This is a genomic window from Candidatus Kuenenia sp. (genome assembly GCF_039794105.1).
In the GTDB taxonomy this organism is placed as follows: Bacteria; Planctomycetota; Brocadiia; order Brocadiales; family Brocadiaceae; genus Kuenenia.
In genome coordinates this window covers 1-17747 of the sequence record NZ_JBDIWA010000023.1, presented here as the reverse complement: position 1 = coordinate 17747, position 17747 = coordinate 1, and the positions used below count along the sequence as shown (strand labels likewise).

Here is a 17747-nt window from a genome sequence, read left to right as displayed (position 1 = left end):
GTGGACTGTGAAAGGTAGAAATTATTATAAAAACCACAACTTTTTGAGAAATTACAAAACTCCAATGAACTGCAAAAACACTATGGTAATTGCGCTGGGCGGAAACGCCCTCATCAGGAAAGGCCAGAGGGGAACCGTAGAGGAACAATTCGAAAACACACGGAAAAGTATGGAAGGAGTCCTTTACTGTTTACACAGGGGGTATAACATAGTAATCACCCATGGAAACGGCCCGCAAGTGGGTAATCTGCTGCTTATGGCCGAGGCCTGCCGTGACCGGACGCCGGAGCTTTCGCTTGGAATGTGCGTTGCCGATACTGAAGGGGCAATCGGATACATGATCCAGCAATCATTGACAAATGCGTTGCGAAGGGAAAACAGAGATACCTGTGTGGTAACGGTTCTGACGCAGGTCGTCGTGGATAAACATGACCGGGCATTTTCGCGTCCGACAAAACCCATTGGCCCTTTTTTCAGGAAAGAAGAGGCTGAACGGTTTCAAAAAGAAAAAGGATGGGATATTGCGGAGGACAGCAACAGAGGGTATCGCCGGGTAGTGGCTTCGCCCAATCCTCTGAAGATTATAGAGATTCAGGCGATCAGATGCCTTTTAGGGGCGGGCAATATCGTTATTGCCGCCGGTGGGGGAGGTATTCCTGTTATAATAAAGGAAAACGGAGACCTTGAAGGGGTGGACGTTGTCATAGACAAAGACCTTGCTTCAAGCGTTCTGGCAAGAGATATTAATGCCAATGTCTTGGTTATGCTTACCGGGGAGGAAAACGTTTTCCTCAATTACAAAAAACCAAACGAACGGCCTCTTTACAACATAACGGCAGATGAAGCGCAGCGCTATCTGGACGAAGGGCATTTCCCGCCTGGAAGCATGGGTCCAAAAATCCAGGCAGCCATACATTTCCTTGGGTGGGGAGGATCATTTGCCCTTATCACTTCGCTTGACAAGGTGAGTGAGGCATTTGAAGGCCGCTCCGGAACGAGGATTACAAAGGAAGCCATCTGAACCCTTACGCAGTAAATCCTCCTGCGGGTAAATAAGCCTGAAAGACGAAAGACGAAAGACGAAAGGGAAACCACAGATTACACAGATTACACAGATTACACAGATTACACAGATTACACAGAATGCTCTTGTTCCCAACGCCGGGGCTTGGGGACGAGCATTTTTACCTTTTTAAAAATAAATGCTTTTGGTTATATATAGCAACAAAAAATCCTTACATATTCTATCAATCGTCATTCTTTCCACCGTTTCAATTCTCACGTATTTAAATTGTCTGCCAAACCAGTTTGTTTACGATGACAATGCTACCATTATAGATAACCATTTTATTGAAGACTGGCGGAATCTTTCCGCCTTATTTACCCACGATTATTTTGCCCGCTCCGGAGAGCTGACATACAGGCCGGTAGTGACTCTTTCTTATTTTGCGGACTATTCACTCTGGCAATCCAGCCCAACGGGTTATCACATCACAAACGTAGTATCACACACAATAAATTCGTTGCTGGTGTATTTTCTTATATACTGTTTATCAGGCAGATGCTTTTTCCCCGCCAAATACCCCGATTCTCAGTATATAGAGGGCAGTGCATCATACATCAATCATGCTTTTTTAGCTGCCCTGTTGTTCATAATGCACCCCATTGTAAACGAAACGGTTAACGCAATAAGTTATAGAGAAGACCTGCTTGCAACCAATTTTGCACTGCTCTCCTTTTTGCTTTTTCTGTTCTCTGACAAAAAAACGCCTTCTCTCGCATACCTTGCAAAAACAAAAGACCTTCGCCGTAAGTTCTTTTCTGAAACGGAGTCAATGCCTGCAATAAAACATGGTATTCCTGTCTATATTGCGGCAATGGCAGCCTATTTCCTGGCATTGCTTTCCAAAGAATCTGCCATTGTGCTGCCGGGTTTAATCTTTTCCTTTTGCCTCCTTTTCAAAGAACGCACGGAAAACATCTCCTCTCCATCCCTGAAAAAAGAACGAGGCGCTTTCCCTATCAACCGCTGCTATGCAGTCCCCCCTGAAGATGCTCAAAACAACTTCTCAAAACCCGTGTATTGGCAAAACAGGGTGTGCCTTTTCTTCAGGACGTTTGCGAAAATAGCCATATCGCCTTATTTTATAGGCTATATAGGGATCAGCATTATGTATCTCATACTCAGATTTATCGTATTTCGTAATATCCATGAGAATATCGAATATCCCGGTAATAGTTTCCTGACGGCCTTGTTTACTTCAACAAAAGTAACAGGCAGATATATTTCCAATATCTTTATACCTTTTAACCTTAATGTGGACTACCATGTTTTACCCATTAAATCGCCTCTGTCGATTGCCTTTATTGTGCCATTTTTATTTTTAACCGCTCTTATTGTTATCATCATCCGTTTAAAAAGAAAACGCATATTTCGAACTTTCAAACCGCAGCAATGTGATAAAAATAACGTAACATTTCGTCAGGAAAGATTTTATTTCATATTGTTTGGGCTATTGTGGTTTTTAATTTCTCTCCTTCCTGTCATAAATATTATTCCGTTAAACAACCTTATGGCAGACCGCTATCTTTATTTGCCATTCATAGGATGCTGTATAGTTTTTTCAACGGCAATTACACATCAAAAAAAAGCGATTAAATACGCTTTCATCATTCCGGTTTTAATAGTTTGTGCGATCATCGCAATCACCAGGAACAGACATTGGGAAAATGAATTTACCCTGTGGCACAATTCCGCTCAAAATCCACTCTGCAGCTTTACCACCTATAATAATCTTGGCACGCAGTATAATAAAAAAGACGACCCGGATACCGCCCTTGCGTATTACAACAAAGCAATAGAAAAATCACAGGAAATCGGATTTACCCGTTATGCGACGGTGCACTACAATATGGGGAATGCTTACAAAAAAAAGAATCAGTTGCCCCAGGCAATTTCTTCTTACAAAAAAGCGCTCCACATAAAACAGGATTACAAACAAGCGCATAACAACCTTGGGAAGATTTATTTTGAGATGGAACAATATGACGATGCGTTTGATGAATACAATACGGCTTTGGCAATCGACCCCGGTTTTTCCGATGCACATAATAATTTAGGCGTATTGTATAATAAAAGAGGCATGGCGGAAAATGCGATTGCCGCGTACAAAAGGGCGCTTGCCGCAGACCCATTAAACAGTGACGTATATTACAATCTTGGCAATGTTTATGAATCAAAAAACCAATTCGAACTTGCCGTGGAGGCATATCAATCCGCACTGGCGATTGACCCGGCGCTGGCATACGCCCACAACAATCTTGGTGCTCTTTATGACAAAAAAGGCACCCTGGATAAAGCGATAGAAGAATATCGCCAGGCAATAAAATATAACCCATTGTATCCTTATGCCCACAACAACCTTGGCGCCTCCCTCGCAAAAAAAGGCGACATGGATAATGCGTTGGCAGAGTTTCAGGAGGCAGTTCATTTGCTTCCAGATAATCCCGATTTTCGTTTTAACCTTGGGTATGTATTTCTCAGGATGGGAAATAATGCCCTCGCATTACAAGCATTTGAAGAAACCATTCGTATGAAACCTTCTCACACAGAAGCGCTTTTCCATGCAGGAGTTATACATTACGAACAAGGCAATAAAGATAGGGCGGAAACGTTGTTGAAAGAAGCAATTGCGATTAGCCCGGGGCACTTAAAAATAAAAAAATACCTGGAAATGATTGAAAACATGTAGGAATACGAAGTTTGAAGTACGATTTACGATTTACGATTTGGGATTTTAAATCGTACTTCGTAAATCGTATTCTGGTTTAAACCTCCAGATATTTTCCTATTTTACGGTATCTGTTGTATCTGTCTTCTATAAGTTTGTCGGTAGGGATAGTTTTTAACTGATTCAGATATTTAAGCAAAAACGATTTCATTGTCGAGGCTGTCTTGTCGGGGTCTTTATGGGCAGCGCCGGATGGTTCGGGTATGATTTCATCTGCAATGCCCAAATCAAATAAATCTTTGGCAGTTAAGTGTAATTTTTTAGCTGCTTCCGGCGCCATTTCTCCGTTTTTCCATAATATTGCGGCGCATCCCTCGGGGGAAATAACGGAATAGTAGGCATATTCGAGAATTGCAAATATATCGCCAATTCCGATTCCTAATGCCCCTCCGCTGCCGCCTTCGCCGATAACGATATTTATTATTGGCGTTCTCAACTGGCACATCTCATAAATACTCTCTGCAATAGCATGTGCCTGCCCCCTTTCTTCCGCCCCAATATCGGGATTTGCCCCTGGAGTATCTATTAAAGTAATAACAGGTAATTTAAACTTTTCCGCAAGTTTCATCTTTTGCAATGCCTTACGGTATCCTTCAGGATTTGGCATGCCAAAGTTACACGCAATACGTTCCTTTGTGCTTTTCCCCTTTCGGTGTCCTACGATTAACACCTTTTCCTCATCAATCTTGCCAAAACCGCAAACCATTGCCTTATCATCGCCAAATCGTTTATCCCCATGGAGTTCAACAAAGTCTTCCACGATAAAATTTATATAGTCTGTTGACAGCGGGCGCAAGGGATGCCGCGCAATTTTAACGATATCATAAGGGGTTAATTTAGCAAAAATTTCCTTTTGTATCTGTTCCTGCTCTTCCCTTAAATAGCGTAATTCATCGCCATGCTCTGATTCGCCTTTTAAAGAGGCATTTTCCAAATCTTCTATACGATGTCCAAGCTCCAGAATCATATTCTCTAGTTCCGGTATTGATCTTTCACAGAAAGCTGTTTTTTTCATAATATTTACACCAAATAAAAAAATAATGAAAGGTTTCCCTGATTTAGTTTGAAAGTATTTAAGAGTCCTATTTTCAGCAAATCAAACTATAATTTATATCATTTTTCTCTGGTGAAGCAAGTTTTATGAATGCCCTTACGGCGGGGAAGGTATTTCTTTGGAAGTGAATTTGCCGCAAAATGCGAAATATGAATTACGATGGACGATGGACGAGAGACGAGAGATGAGAGACGAGAGACGATTTAAAATCCCAAATCCCAAATCCCAAATCGTAAATCGTAAATTAATAAAAAAGGAAACCACAGATTACACAGATTACATTGATTACACTGATTAAAAAAATCGTAAATCGTAGTTATTCCCGCAATTGGCCACTTCCAAAAACCACAAATTTATAGGAGGTAAGTTCGGCAAGTCCCATTGGCCCTCTGGCGTGGAGTTTATCCGTGCTAATGCCAATTTCAGCCCCCATGCCAAACTCATAGCCATCGGTAAAACGGGTAGAGGCGTTGACGTATACCGCTGCGGCGTCTACCTCGCCGGTAAATTGCAGGGCATTGCTGTAATTGGCAGTGATGATTGCTTCTGAATGGCCTGAGCCGTATTTTGTTATATGAGAGATAGCGTCATCTATTGAATCCACTACTTTTATGTTTAACACCATGTCCAGGTATTCATTATAATAATCTTCGTCCGTTGCCTGTTTTATCGTATCTAAAAGGGTACATGTTTTTTTGCAACCCAGCAATTGCACGCCGGAATCAATGAATTTTTTCGCAATTTTTGGCAAAAAAACGGGAGCGATATTTTCATGCACCAGCATTGTCTCCATTGCATTACAAGTTGCAGGCCGCTGAACCTTGGCATTGAAACAAACATCTTCGGCAATTTTCAGATCGGCAAACTCATCCACGTAGGTATGGCAAACACCTTTATAGTGTTTTATAACAGGGATGGTAGATTTTTCAACGACGGTGCGGATGAGCGCTTCTCCGCCACGAGGAATGACGACGTCAACATATTTGTCAGACGTAAGTAAATAATCAATCGCTTCCCTCTCTGTAATTTCGACAAGCTGTATGCCGTTTTTATCAAGCCCTGCTTTTTCCAAAGCGGCCGTAAGTATTTTATACAGCGCAATATTGGAATGAATCGCCTCTTTCCCACCTCTTAATATAACGGCATTTCCCGCTTTCAGACACAATGCCGCTGCATCGGCGGTCACATTAGGCCGTGATTCATAGATAATTACAATTACGCCGATTGGTGTGCGTATTTTTTTAATCTGCAAACCATTTGGCCGTGTATGGCCATGAATAATTTCTCCCACCGGATCGGCAAGATGAATGATTTGCCTTACACCGTCAGCCATTGCTTTGATACGTTTATCGGTCAGGGATAGGCGGTCAATCATCGCTTCTGAGAGACCGGCTTGTTTTGCGGCGAGCACATCTTTTTTATTTTCAGTTAGAATGAAATCCGCAGAGGAATTTATGCCTTCCGCAATATAATCAAGTGCGGTATTTTTTAACGCTGTGCTTGCCGTAGCAATACGCCGCGAAGCGCTTTTCGCATCTCTAACGATTTGATTTATATAATTTTCTATATTCATAATGGTAGGTAATCAGATAATATGCGGCAGTAACAAGAATTATCATGGCAGGAAACTGCCATGGAAAAGACCCGTCGAAGAGGAATGATTTCCACCGGTTTGATGCAGTTGCGGCAACGGGTTCTTTCACGGGAACGCTTTTTATATTAAAACGATGCTTATCATAAGAAACCTCTCCGGGTGCAAAATACCCTAATTGTTCACGTGCTTCTTTTTCAATACGGAGAGGGTCTTTCTGTAGAGAGGAATGCTCGCTCTCTAGCCTGTCGTTTTCCAATCGTAATTGTACCACCTGCCCCTCAAGAATCCTTTTTGTTTCTAACATACGAAATCTTTCCTGACGGGCATGCGTAATTAGGTAGGAGAAGAGTATAACGACAAATGAGGTGACAAGGGTAATCAGGATATATTTGCCGAAATAAAAGGGTTTTTCCTCTCTTTTCTCACAAAAAATATTTCCCTGAAAATGATTGCTATGCTCTAAACCAGTTTTTGCAGTCTGCATAATTTACCTCCATATATTGCGTTATCCGAGAGGTCTTCTTCTATACGTAAAAGTTGATTGTATTTGCATATACGATCCGTCCTGCTTAGTGAACCGGTTTTTATTTGGCCGGCATTGGTAGCTACTGCTATGTCAGCGATAGTGGAATCTTCTGTTTCGCCTGACCGATGAGAAATAACGACTGAGTAGCCGTTCGTCTTTGCCAGTTCAATTGCATTTAACGTTTCTGTTAAGGTGCCAATTTGATTGACCTTGATTAAAATGGAATTGGCTACGCCCTTTTCGATTCCCTTTGCCAGGATTTCCGTATTTGTAACGAATATGTCATCTCCTACGATTTGAACCTTTTTCCCCAGTTGATTTGTAAGTTTAGCCCAACCATCCCAATCTTCCTCCGCCAAACCATCCTCAATGCTGCAAATAGGATATTTATTCAAAAGTTCAGCGTAAAGAGCGATGATTTCATCGCTTGTTTTTTTCTTGCACCCCTCTGCGCGCAATATGTATTTTCCTTCCTTATAAAATTCACTGGCAGCAGGGTCTAATGCCAGATAAACATCTTTTCCTGCAATATACCCGGCGTCTTTAATCGCCTGAAGAATCAGGTCAATTGCCTCTTCATTCGTTTTCAAATTCGGAGCGAAACCGCCTTCGTCTCCAACATTAGTATTGTATCCCTTTGATTTTAAAACAGAGCGAAGGGTATGAAATATTTCTGTACCGGTGCGCAAGGCGACCGCAAAGCTGTCCGCATTTACCGGCACAATCATAAACTCCTGTATATCAAGATTATTGTCGGCATGTTTGCCGCCATTCAGGATATTCATCATGGGGACGGGTAAAACCTTTGCATTCGTACCGCCAATATACCGGTATAGGGGAACCCCCAATGCATTAGCAGCCGCCTTTGCCGTTGCAAGCGAAACGCCTAAAATAGCATTTGCTCCGAGTTTCTCTTTGTTTTTGGTGCCATCTAATCGTATTAAGAGGTTGTCAATCTCTACTTGGCGGGTTGCATCCATTCCTTCGAGTTTGTGAGAAATAATTTCATTTACGTTTTTAACCGCAGTCTGAACCCCTTTGCCCATAAATCGTGAAGGTTTATCAGTATCTCTCAGTTCCAAAGCCTCCCTTTTTCCTGTTGAAGCTCCGGAAGGCACGGCGGCACGGCCCATAATTCCATTCTTAAAAATCACATCAACTTCTACGGTAGGATTTCCCCTTGAATCCAAAATCTCTCTTGCTTTAATACTATAAATAATGGTCAATTGACATCTCCTGTTTTATATGTATATCATTGATAGAATGTAAGTTATGAACTTAAAAAAACGCGGATTCCTCTATAGCACATTTTTTAGCCGATGTCAATTATATTCTGTTAGACGGCTGTTATCATCATTTTATACAAGTATTATCCGGGAAAAATACTTTGATAAAAAGCTAAATTAGTGATTTTTTTTGCCGATATCAAAATTGGTGTTGCACAACAATAAACGTATAAGGTTCGGAGAGAATAAAGTTTTGAATTACGATACAATGAAGATATAATTTTCAATGGCGGCAAAATTGAACTAAAAATGATAGTAAACGCGCTTTTTATTTGTTCTGTGCAGTACGAAATTTAAATCTGCAAACTTAAAAAAAACATTTTTGAATACTAAGGAAGGTACTATGGATAGAATAACGAGTGACCCCTCCATGCAGAAAATTATTGGCTTGAAGCGTTACGAAGCAAATAAGCCGGTAAAAAACAGTGCGAAAGAAGGTAATTCAGGCCCGGAAAAACAAGATGCCGTCAGCATTTCTCAGGAATCCAGGATTTTTAGCGAAAAAGTTGAAAATCTGAAAGCAACCGTTAAAAACGAAGTATCGGATGCAAGGTCTGCAAAATTAGAGGAAGTACAAGAAAAACTGGAAACAGGGTTTTATGAAAAAGATGAAATAGCAGAAGAAGTGGCGGATAAAATAATAGCTGCATTCAAAACCAAGGCATAAAAAACTTTTTGCCAAATACAAAAACTGCGGTACTCATCTCCCGACACTCTTCCGAATCCGTTTTAAACATATTTTTACTTTCTCGTAAATCCCGCCGTGGTAATAAGAGCCTGCTAATTTGTATTAACTACAAATGATCGGGCTTTTTTAATTTATCTTAAAATAAACTCAATACCGGTAATCCCTTTAATAAAAAGACGCCCTTAAAAATGTTAAAAAAAACATATGCATTATTAATATGCACTATTGCTTTTTTTGCCTTTTCAACGCAAACCTTACTTGCGCAGGAGCAAAAATATAAGATTGTTATCTTTCCCTTTGTGTATAACCTTGCATCAGAGGGTCAAATTGCAGGGGTGGAACGTATTGTACAAAGCGAGTTAATCCGGTCTGGTCTTTTTAGCGTAATAGACCAGAAACGTACTTACCATTATGTGAGAAAAACTGTTTTGCATAATTTCTACAAGATTGACGATGTGGAAAAAGGTTCAAACTTTAGCAATAAAGATATTATTGACCTTTTTTTTAGTTTTGAGTGGGAAAAAGTAGTAAAAATGACAAAGCAATTAAATGCAGATTTCGGGATAAAAGGCAGTCTTTCCCAATTTGGCGAAGGATACCGGGCAGATATCGAAGTGATAAATGCAAAGGAAATAGAAATAGTAAGACTGCAGGAGATGAAGGATAAAACGGTGGGTGCATTGGTGGGGGAATGCGTGTCAGAGGAGAAAATTCCGGAAATGTTTGAAAAACTTGCACAACAAATCATAGGGCTTTGCCTCGCAGGCAAAGCACAGGAAACTGCCGAAAGTATTATCAAAAGTTACTATCAGGGAAAATACACCTATCAGGAAACGGAAAACAAATTACTGGCACTTATTTCTGATATGCCGGAAGAGTTTATTCTGCAGTATACGTTATTTTCCCATTATCTGGAGAATCCTGAAAAAATCGACCGTTTAATAAAAACGGGAGAAAAGGCAATACATTTATTTGATTCAGGCAATGAAGAACATATAAGGTACATGTCCTTTTTAGGGTTAGACCTCTTTCTCGAACTTGCCAATGCCTATGTTAGTACGGGGGATTTTTCAAAAGCAATAACTGTCTACAATCATGCAGTAACAGTATATCATATGAACCATGCTAAATATTTCAAACAGTTGGGAGTGTTGTATCTACTGGAGGACAAAGAAGAGGCATCAATGAATGCTTTTAAAAAAGCGCTGAATATCGACCCGGCGGATTTTGAATCCAATTTTGCCATAGCTGCCCTCTATGAAGCAAAAAAGAATACGGCACAGGCCCTCGAACAATACCGGAATTGTATTAAATATGCGACAAACCCAACCGACAGATCGAAAGTATTAGAGGCAATCAAAAAACTGGAGGCGAAAGAACCATTGCGTTAATCCCGACATATCTTCAATGCGTTCCCCCTTGTTTAAAACAGATGTAGGGTGGATTAAGGTGAGACCTTTTCGTGACGAATCCACCAAGGAGAACTATTCCCAAAGGTTCATCAAAAAATCCTTCATAACCTCTACCTGTTCTTCGGGTGTTCCGGGAATATATTCCTGAAATTCTCCTTCTCTGAAAAATTTCGGCATTTTTGTTCCAGGCTGAATCGATTGCGGGTCTAAAAGCCACTTCTTAATCCACTCCGGCTTGAGCCGTGTCTTTGCGAGCATTAGGTCAGGCGCCCAGTCTGCGGGCTCCCCTTCCGGCATTTTACTGCCGCTGATATGGCATTGGAGGCAATGAACATTTTCAGATTCGAATAGTTTTTTCGCAGCCTCGAGATAGCCGGGAAATGCCTTTTCTTTTTTTTCAATATATCCCTTTTTTGTTTCTTCGATATACTCATAAGGGTATTGTTCTCCATCTTTTGCGGCAAGAAATATAGCCAGCTTTGTTGCCTCTTCGTCAGACATGTCAAACGATGGCATTTTTACATCAAGCCAGGGCCTGAGATCAAAGGGTTCTTTTAAAAATGCAAATGCCCACTCGCATTGTACCTTCTTCCCTTCGCCGTATAACAAAGGCGGAGTAAAGACCCGTGCCTCTTCAGGCATGATGCCTTTTTCGTCCACATGATATTCTATAATCAAATTTGCCAGTTCAATTTCCGCCGTTTTCTCCTGTCTTGCTATGTCCTCTTCTGCTATAAATACCACCTCTCCGGCTTTGTATCCGTGACTTTCGTTGTCTTCCATTAACTGAAAATAAACACCCTCGTCCTCCTGTATTTTTATCATCCCGGAAAGCTCTGCGCCGTCGCTAAGATATATTTTGTCCAGATCAAACTGATGGCACCCGGAGCAATTATATTTTCCTATTCTTTCCCAGCCTTCAGCGATTACCTTCTGCTCTGCGGATAATTGCGCAACGTATTTTTCCGGCAATGTTTCTTCCTTTAATCCGGTAAGCAATACGACCAATGCCTCTCTTTGTTCCGGTGACAGCCCGAAATCTGGCATTTTCAGGCGATCATCCTGCTTTTTATACTTTCCTTCATCAAACTGTCTTGGATTTTGCAGCTTTGCCTGCAGCCATGCCCTTCTTGCCTCGCCGATGTTTTCCGTATAATGTTTCAGCCCGGCCTCGCCAAGTATCTTTTTTTCCAAAAGCCCGAAATCGAATAATTGTATGTGTTTCGCCCCGATATCGGACAATTCAGCGCCAATTTTACCAAGCCCTTCCATGCCCTTAATTTCATGGCAGCCAAAACAGCCGTATCTTTTGATCAATGCTTCACCCGTGTGTGCCATGTTTTTATCGGTTAACCATTCCACCTCCGCATTTTGCGGTTTACTGCCTGGCAATTTTGTTTTATTTATTAAATATCCGGCTATGAGGCGGGCGTTTACTTCCTCTAATCTGAAATGCGGCATCCTTGTAAGCGGTTCTTTTTCTTTTGGATGAAGTATCCATTCTACCAGATACGCACTGCGCATCTTTTCCCCTGTCCTTGCCAGGTTGGGGGCAAATGTTCTTTCCGCCCCTTCTTCGTAACTATGGCATGCCAGGCATCCTGTGTGTTCAAAAAGGAAATCGCCACGTTCGTACTCTTCTTCATCAAGCCGGAGTATTTCATCGCCGGTAATATTGATTTCATCTGCATGCTGCCATAAATATGCCGCTATCGCGCGGGATTCTTCTTCCGACAGCCGAAAATCCGGCATTCGGGTAGTTGGCCGGAATGCCCTTGGGTCTTTTATCCAGTCCGTTAACCATTCCGGCTGTACTTTGTTTTTGATATTACGCAGGTTTGGGCCTATAATGCCGTTAAATTTTCCGAACCCTTTTGTTTCATGGCAGCCATAACAACCAAGGTCTTCAAATAGCCTTTTTCCTTCCCAAAGCACATCTGCCCCTTTTACTTCTCTTCCTGCGCTATGGCATTTTAGACACGATGCTTGTGCCATTTTGCCACGATATATTGGAGTAAGCCAGTATTCAACCTCTCCGTGCGCTTTTTTCACCCCCGATGTTGCGCTTGATTGTCCTTCATGGCATAAAACGCAGCCAAATTTCTCCGGAGGATGATTTCCCAGGTATAATTGTCTGTCGGGATGGCTTGTATATGGCTGTTCTTCTGAAACACTTTCAGATTTATCTATGCCGGAGTGGCAGGACATGCATCGATCAACTATATTCATATCTTCCAGATAGGTTTGGTATACCTGGAGGCCGGGCCGTGCTGTTTTGAGTCTCTTTAGTCTGTTTTTGCCATACTCTACCCCCGCAGTGTATGAATCTAATTCATTTGTATACGTTATAATATCTTTTTTTAATTCTCCCTGCCTTGCCCTGATTAATGCAAGCCGGTTTTCAGCCACCTTCAGTTTCAGGGCACGTTCTTCATTTTCTTTTTCCAGCGCCGATATTTCTTTTTTCAATTGTTCATTCTGTGTTTTCCCATAAAGGTACTCTTTCTCAGTGGTTTCATTTCTTGCCACCACTGACAGAAATTTCAATGACTCGACTTCCTGTTCTGCGCGCTTTTCTTCAGTTAACAGGTTTTTATACTCCTCCTGTACTGTAGGAGCAACGAAGGCGTCCTGTGCATGTTTCAGGTTTTCCTTTGCCTCCGTATATTTTTTTTGTACTTCGGGACTCTCAAAAGTGGCGACTGACTTTGTGTATTCTTCCCCTGCTTTTTCATATTCCAATTGATGAAATTTCTTTTGATATTTTTTCCATGGCCGTCTGTCAACCACCTCATTCACTACTGCCCACAAGGCAACTGCGGCAAGGATAAAGCTTACGACTGCAAACGCCGCCGAATAGGATTTTTCCTCTTCTCTCTTTTCTTTTTTTCGTACTTTTCCGGTTTCCATAATCACACGTAAATAATAGAAAATTATATGTTAAACCAGGGGGCCACCCAGATATATTTTATGTGAAACACCAATCGCAGGCATACTTTTATCGGAAGCGCCATCATGCAGAGAAAGAGGAAGGCAACGATTGTATATCGAATGAACCCGATCTTCTCTATAGCCAATCCTTTTCTGCGTTTTAAAAACCGGTAGGGGAGGGATATCCCCAAATAAAAATAACCAAACAACACTAAGCCGCCAAGCATAAAACCAGGCAAAGAATTTGATTTGATCCCTATAAGGCTGGTCAGATCATAATTTGTTTCCGCAACAACACGATGTGGGTCCCACTCCTGCCATGGCCAAAACCACAACCAGCCGGGCCCCCGCATAAACACCCCGACGATGATCAGCAGTATCCATAAGACGTGAAACCCAAAACAAAAGGTCAGCATCGCAAATTTTCTTTCCTTAAAGGTATAATAACCATTCCCCTTTGGATTATTATCAACATAGGGAATAACCATTAACCCGGCAATTATCAGCATCGGGAAAATAACGCCGGCAATCCATGGGTCAAAATAAACAAGCATTTCCTGCAATCCCAGAAAATACCAGGGCGCCTTTGCAGGGTTTGGAGTCATGGTAGGGTCTGAAATTTCTTCAAGGGGTGCGTCAAACAGGATAGACCAAACGACGAGTATGATTGTGCAAATAATAGCCGCCAGGAACTCTTTTCTTATTAAGTATGGCCATGTTGCTATTTCGTCTTCCGATATATCAATATCTTTTTCCCTGGCAAACGTCTTGCCTTTTATAAAGGCAAGGGCGCGATACCGGTCTTTCTTTTCTTTATTTTCCTCGCTATTACTCATATCTGTTTCGCAAAAAGGTCTTCAATCTGTTTTTGCCGCTGTTACATTTTTTAAATAAAAATATTACCCCTCTGAATAGGCGAAGCGTTCCATGGTAATTGCCGCCGCAGGGCAGCGTTTAACGCACAATCCGCACCGGATACACTTTTCTTCATCTATTATCATTGCGGCATCCCATTCTTCAGGGATGTCCTCTTCATTGCGTAAAGCGTCGGGCAAAGAAATATTTTCACGCGAAACCATCGATATGCAATTGTAAGGGCAAACATCGATGCAACCGCCGCATAATATGCATTTCTCATCGATAAATATATTATAATGACAAAGCAGGCAACGATTTGCCTCTTTCTGGGTATTCTCTTTGGAAAATCCCAGTTCTGATTCGGCGTCTAAACAGCCTCTTTTGTCCAGGGGAAGTGATTCCTGCTTTTGTCTGGGAGCTACTTCATAGTCGGGGACTCTTTTTGAAGGGCTTTGGTGTTTATAATAAAATTGATAACCTTCCTTTTTCTGTCCGGTCAAAAAAGTATGTATCGAACCAGCCGCCTTTCTTCCGTCAGCAATCACCTCAATCACATTCCGGGGTCCCGTCACGCAGTCTCCGCCTGCAAATACCCCTTTCCGTGACGTCATGCCTGTTTCATCAATTAAAGGCATCCCCCATTTGTTGACCTTTACGCCCAGTCGTTCTGAAAGGAAGGCAATATCCGGCGCCTGCCCGATGGCGGGGATAACCAAATCCACAGGTATGGTAAAATTGCTTCCTTCTATAACCTCCGGCCTGCGGCGTCCGGATTCATCGGGTTTGCCAGGTTTATTTCTTACACATTCTATATGTGTAACTTTTCCGTCTTTTCCAATCAGCGCGATAGGAGAAGTCAGGCAAAGCATTTCTATGCCCTCTTCTTCCGCCATTTGAACCTCCAGTTCGCCTGCCGGCATTTCTTCCCTGGTTCTCCGATACACAATCGATGCCTTTCCGGCGCCCAGCCTTAGGGATGTACGCGCGCAATCGATAGCTGTGAAGCCGCCCCCGATCACCACCACGCTTTTCGGAACGCTTTTTATTGTGCCAAGATTGGTTTCTTTCATAAAGGCAACGCCATGTATTACCCCTTCCAGGTCTTCGCCTTGGATGTCCATGCGGGATGATTTATGTGCGCCGGCGGCAATGTACACGACGTCAAATGTCTGTAAGAGTTCCTCAAACTTTTCCGGCGTGTTTACCGGTGTGTTTATAAGAATTTCAACGCCAAACCCCTTTATCCAGTGTAGCGTATCCTCTATTATGCTGCGCGGCAGACGATAGGGGGGGATTCCTACACTGAGCATGCCCCCTGCAACCGGCAGCGCTTCATATATAATAACATCGTGTCCCTTTACCGCTAAATCATGGGCTGCCGCAAGGCCGCATGGACCTGAACCAATAATTGCGATGCGTTTGCCGGTTCTTTTAACGGCAATTTTTTTTTGAGGAAATGGATGAAGGGCAAAATCGGCGGCGCTTCTTTTAAGAGTGCATATGGCAATGGGGCTGTCAATTGCCCCTCTCCTGCACGCGGTTTCGCAAGGATGGGTGCAAACCCTTCCGAGAATATGGGGAAAGAGATTTGCCATAAAATTAAGGTTTAATGATGCATCGAAATTCTCCTCGGCAATACGTTCTATATAATTCATTGCGGGAGTGTTGACGGGACATGCGTACTGGCAATTGATATTTTGCCGAAACCAATGGTCATCTGTCTTGAAAAGCGTGTATTCCATAGATCACTGTTCTCCCTTCCGGCGTTCCTCTTGTTTCAGCCTTCGATCGTTTCTGAATGCCTGCTGAAAGGTAATAAAGGAGAAGAAACACAGCAAAAAGATCAATGCCACAATGGGAATGTTATCCGGTTTAGTTATAATAGCCCATATATTTTCCATAATTTAAAATCGATAAATAACACTATCAAAGCGGCCCTGATATGCCTCCGTCTTTGCGAATTCGCCAGAAATGAACCATCATAAATACGCTGATAATTAATGGAAGTCCTATGCAATGCCATACATACGCCCTTAATAACGCATTGCCACCAACCAGCGAACCGCCCAGAAGGGCAAAACGTATATCATTGTGGGCGGTCATGCCCAATTGTTCCCCGAAAGGTCCTTCATGACCAAGCAATGGAGTGGAACGCGCCATGTTTGTCCCGACCGTAACAGCCCAGAAACCCAATTGATCCCAGGTAAGCAAATAACCGGTAAAGCTCAGGAGAAGGGTAACCACCAGCAGAACAACGCCGACGCACCAATTAAATTCTCTTGGCGGTTTATACGAACCCGTTGCAAAAACGCGAAACATATGCAGCCATACCGTGATTATCATTAAATGCGCTGCCCATCGATGCAGATTCCTCAGCAATGCCCCAAACGGCACCTGATATTCAAGGTCTTTTATGTCCCAATACGCATCATGTACCGTAGGCCTGTAATAAAACATCAATAGTATGCCGGTAACCGTAAGCGTTAAAAACAGGAAGAAGCTAATACCCCCCATACACCAGGTGAACTTAAATTGCGGGGCGTGCCGTTTTACCTTTGCGGGATGCAAATGGAGAAAAACATTGGAAATGACCTTTAACGTCCTGTTTTTAGGCGTGTCTGAAAAACCATGCCGGAAAACAGACTCCCATACTTTTGACCGAAACACGGTGTTGCTGATTGCACCAAAGAATCCTTCTTCTTTTAAAAGCCTTTTGTATTTTCTGAAAAATGTATCTTTCTGCGGATTTTCCATAGATTATACCTTTAAAAATGCCCCGGGTTTGTCCCATTCACCCCGTTCACCCCTGTATCGGGAGCTTTCATCGACAATGATCTGTCCGTCATCGCCCAATGCCACTTTAAATCGCTCCAGTGGCCTCGGCGCTGGGCCTTCAATGTTAATTCCATCAGGGGTAAAACCGCTGCCATGACATGGACATTTGAATTTCCCCTCGGAGGCAAGCCAGTTCGGGGTGCAGCCCAAGTGTGTACACTTTGCCTCAACGACATACAATGTATTATCTTCCTTGACTATCCAAATCCTGAATTGTTTTTTAAATTTTTCGCTTACGCCTGAAGCATATTGGGAGGGGAAACCGATTGAATAACGCGTGGGAGGTTCGAAGATAGTTCTGGGGAAAAAAAATCTGATAATTGAGCCGGTGATTGTTGCAACAAATATACCGATAAAACCCCAGCCGGTAAAGTAGAGCAATTTTCTGCGATTTACAGGAATTTCAGCATTTTTAACTGCTTCCAACATATTTCACCGTAATTATTTTAAAATACACGTAATGTAGTGTTTATTTAAAAGATTGAAATTCCTGGAAGATTAAATTGAGAATCCGAAAGGAATTGTCAATATACTATCATTTCCGTCGGCAGCATTGTTGTATAATGAATAATATATTAGAAATTATGAAAGTCAACTGAATTTCCAAATAAGGTCAAATGGTTGAAACTATATGACTAATCAACCCCCGGCGGGTTCAGGTTTGCAACCCAATGTCATTAAGTTAAGAAAAGCATCGCAAAAAAACGATATATCATCTTGATTAACAATAAGTTAGGTGGTATAATCAATGCCGAGTTAAACGTAATTTACC

At 42.1% G+C, this 17747-nt stretch carries 15 protein-coding genes; 5 read left to right on the top strand and 10 right to left on the bottom strand.

Going from position 1 to position 17747, the window contains the following annotated elements; all coding sequences use genetic code 11:
* Positions 1-64: 64 nt before the first annotated feature.
* Positions 65-1021, top strand: a complete 957-nt coding sequence (gene arcC / locus ABJL82_RS11300) for a carbamate kinase (protein ID WP_347274801.1) — start codon at positions 65-67, stop codon at positions 1019-1021.
* A gap of 187 nt (positions 1022-1208) precedes the next feature.
* Entirely contained in the window at positions 1209-3752 is a 2544-nt protein-coding gene (locus ABJL82_RS11295; protein ID WP_347274800.1) for a tetratricopeptide repeat protein, read from the top strand.
* A 76-nt stretch (positions 3753-3828) separates the two neighbouring features.
* Here the strand turns inward: ABJL82_RS11295 and ABJL82_RS11290 are convergent, their stop codons facing one another.
* Positions 3829-4806 (bottom strand): acetyl-CoA carboxylase carboxyltransferase subunit alpha, encoded by a 978-nt coding sequence (locus ABJL82_RS11290; protein WP_347274799.1) that lies wholly within the window; start codon positions 4804-4806, stop codon positions 3829-3831.
* Between the two features lie 157 nt (positions 4807-4963).
* Between ABJL82_RS11290 and ABJL82_RS11285 the strand changes: the two genes are divergently transcribed.
* Positions 4964-5143 carry a hypothetical protein gene (locus tag ABJL82_RS11285; RefSeq protein WP_347274798.1) on the top strand — a complete coding sequence of 60 codons (180 nt, stop codon included), beginning with the start codon at positions 4964-4966 and terminating at the stop codon, positions 5141-5143.
* Between the two features lie 18 nt (positions 5144-5161).
* On the opposite strand, the gene ABJL82_RS11280 is transcribed toward ABJL82_RS11285, so the two are convergent.
* From ABJL82_RS11280 to eno, 3 genes are read right to left on the bottom strand one after another with little or no spacing between them, the layout of a single operon-like run.
* Positions 5162-6418: a glutamate-5-semialdehyde dehydrogenase gene (locus ABJL82_RS11280; protein WP_347274797.1), complete on the bottom strand. Its 1257-nt coding sequence runs from the start codon at positions 6416-6418 to the stop codon at positions 5162-5164.
* Entirely contained in the window at positions 6384-6923 is a 540-nt protein-coding gene (locus ABJL82_RS11275; protein WP_347274796.1) for a septum formation initiator family protein, read from the bottom strand. Before ABJL82_RS11275 ends, ABJL82_RS11280 begins: the two co-directional genes overlap by 35 nt.
* Entirely contained in the window at positions 6899-8191 is a 1293-nt protein-coding gene (gene eno, locus ABJL82_RS11270) for a phosphopyruvate hydratase (protein ID WP_347274795.1), read from the bottom strand. The genes ABJL82_RS11275 and eno overlap by 25 nt, the downstream gene beginning before the upstream one ends.
* Before the next feature lie 403 nt (positions 8192-8594).
* Between eno and ABJL82_RS11265 the strand changes: the two genes are divergently transcribed.
* Together ABJL82_RS11265 and ABJL82_RS11260 are read left to right on the top strand one after the other, a co-directional pair.
* Positions 8595-8918: a flagellar biosynthesis anti-sigma factor FlgM gene (locus ABJL82_RS11265; protein WP_347274794.1), complete on the top strand. Its 324-nt coding sequence runs from the start codon at positions 8595-8597 to the stop codon at positions 8916-8918.
* A 209-nt stretch (positions 8919-9127) separates the two neighbouring features.
* Complete coding sequence (locus ABJL82_RS11260) at positions 9128-10330, top strand: hypothetical protein (protein ID WP_347274793.1); 1203 nt, start codon at positions 9128-9130, stop codon at positions 10328-10330.
* A 93-nt stretch (positions 10331-10423) separates the two neighbouring features.
* Here ABJL82_RS11260 and ABJL82_RS11255 read toward each other — a convergent pair whose 3' ends face one another.
* The 6 genes from ABJL82_RS11255 to ABJL82_RS11230 form a co-directional block, all read right to left on the bottom strand.
* Entirely contained in the window at positions 10424-13261 is a 2838-nt protein-coding gene (locus ABJL82_RS11255; RefSeq protein WP_347274792.1) for a c-type cytochrome, read from the bottom strand.
* 23 nt (positions 13262-13284) lie between these two features.
* The gene (locus ABJL82_RS11250) at positions 13285-14118 is read right to left on the bottom strand and encodes a cytochrome C (RefSeq protein WP_347274791.1); all 834 of its coding nucleotides are present in this window, start codon (positions 14116-14118) and stop codon (positions 13285-13287) included.
* 63 nt (positions 14119-14181) lie between these two features.
* Positions 14182-15882, bottom strand: a complete 1701-nt coding sequence (locus ABJL82_RS11245) for an FAD-dependent oxidoreductase (RefSeq protein WP_347274790.1) — start codon at positions 15880-15882, stop codon at positions 14182-14184.
* 3 nt (positions 15883-15885) lie between these two features.
* On the bottom strand, positions 15886-16041 hold the full coding sequence (locus ABJL82_RS11240) for a hypothetical protein (protein WP_347274789.1): 156 nt from the start codon (positions 16039-16041) through the stop codon (positions 15886-15888).
* Positions 16042-16066: 25 nt separating this feature from the next.
* Positions 16067-16894 carry a cytochrome b N-terminal domain-containing protein gene (locus tag ABJL82_RS11235; protein WP_347274788.1) on the bottom strand — a complete coding sequence of 276 codons (828 nt, stop codon included), beginning with the start codon at positions 16892-16894 and terminating at the stop codon, positions 16067-16069.
* A gap of 3 nt (positions 16895-16897) precedes the next feature.
* A complete protein-coding gene (locus tag ABJL82_RS11230) occupies positions 16898-17404 on the bottom strand; it encodes a Rieske 2Fe-2S domain-containing protein (protein ID WP_347274787.1) in 507 nt (168 codons plus the stop codon).
* Positions 17405-17747 lie beyond the last annotated feature (343 nt).

What these genes read in the sequence shown, in the direction of transcription:
- arcC (WP_347274801.1), top strand. Translation starts at nt 65, where the DNA reads ATGAACTGCAAAAACACTATGGTAATTGCGCTGGGCGGAAACGCCCTC.
- ABJL82_RS11290 (WP_347274799.1), bottom strand. Translation starts at nt 4,806, where the DNA reads ATGAAAAAAACAGCTTTCTGTGAAAGATCAATACCGGAACTAGAGAAT.
- ABJL82_RS11280 (WP_347274797.1), bottom strand. Translation starts at nt 6,418, where the DNA reads ATGAATATAGAAAATTATATAAATCAAATCGTTAGAGATGCGAAAAGC.
- ABJL82_RS11275 (WP_347274796.1), bottom strand. Translation starts at nt 6,923, where the DNA reads ATGCAGACTGCAAAAACTGGTTTAGAGCATAGCAATCATTTTCAGGGA.
- ABJL82_RS11265 (WP_347274794.1), top strand. Translation starts at nt 8,595, where the DNA reads ATGGATAGAATAACGAGTGACCCCTCCATGCAGAAAATTATTGGCTTG.
- ABJL82_RS11260 (WP_347274793.1), top strand. Translation starts at nt 9,128, where the DNA reads ATGTTAAAAAAAACATATGCATTATTAATATGCACTATTGCTTTTTTT.
- ABJL82_RS11255 (WP_347274792.1), bottom strand. Translation starts at nt 13,261, where the DNA reads ATGGAAACCGGAAAAGTACGAAAAAAAGAAAAGAGAGAAGAGGAAAAA.
- ABJL82_RS11250 (WP_347274791.1), bottom strand. Translation starts at nt 14,118, where the DNA reads ATGAGTAATAGCGAGGAAAATAAAGAAAAGAAAGACCGGTATCGCGCC.
- ABJL82_RS11245 (WP_347274790.1), bottom strand. Translation starts at nt 15,882, where the DNA reads ATGGAATACACGCTTTTCAAGACAGATGACCATTGGTTTCGGCAAAAT.
- ABJL82_RS11240 (WP_347274789.1), bottom strand. Translation starts at nt 16,041, where the DNA reads ATGGAAAATATATGGGCTATTATAACTAAACCGGATAACATTCCCATT.
- ABJL82_RS11235 (WP_347274788.1), bottom strand. Translation starts at nt 16,894, where the DNA reads ATGGAAAATCCGCAGAAAGATACATTTTTCAGAAAATACAAAAGGCTT.
- ABJL82_RS11230 (WP_347274787.1), bottom strand. Translation starts at nt 17,404, where the DNA reads ATGTTGGAAGCAGTTAAAAATGCTGAAATTCCTGTAAATCGCAGAAAA.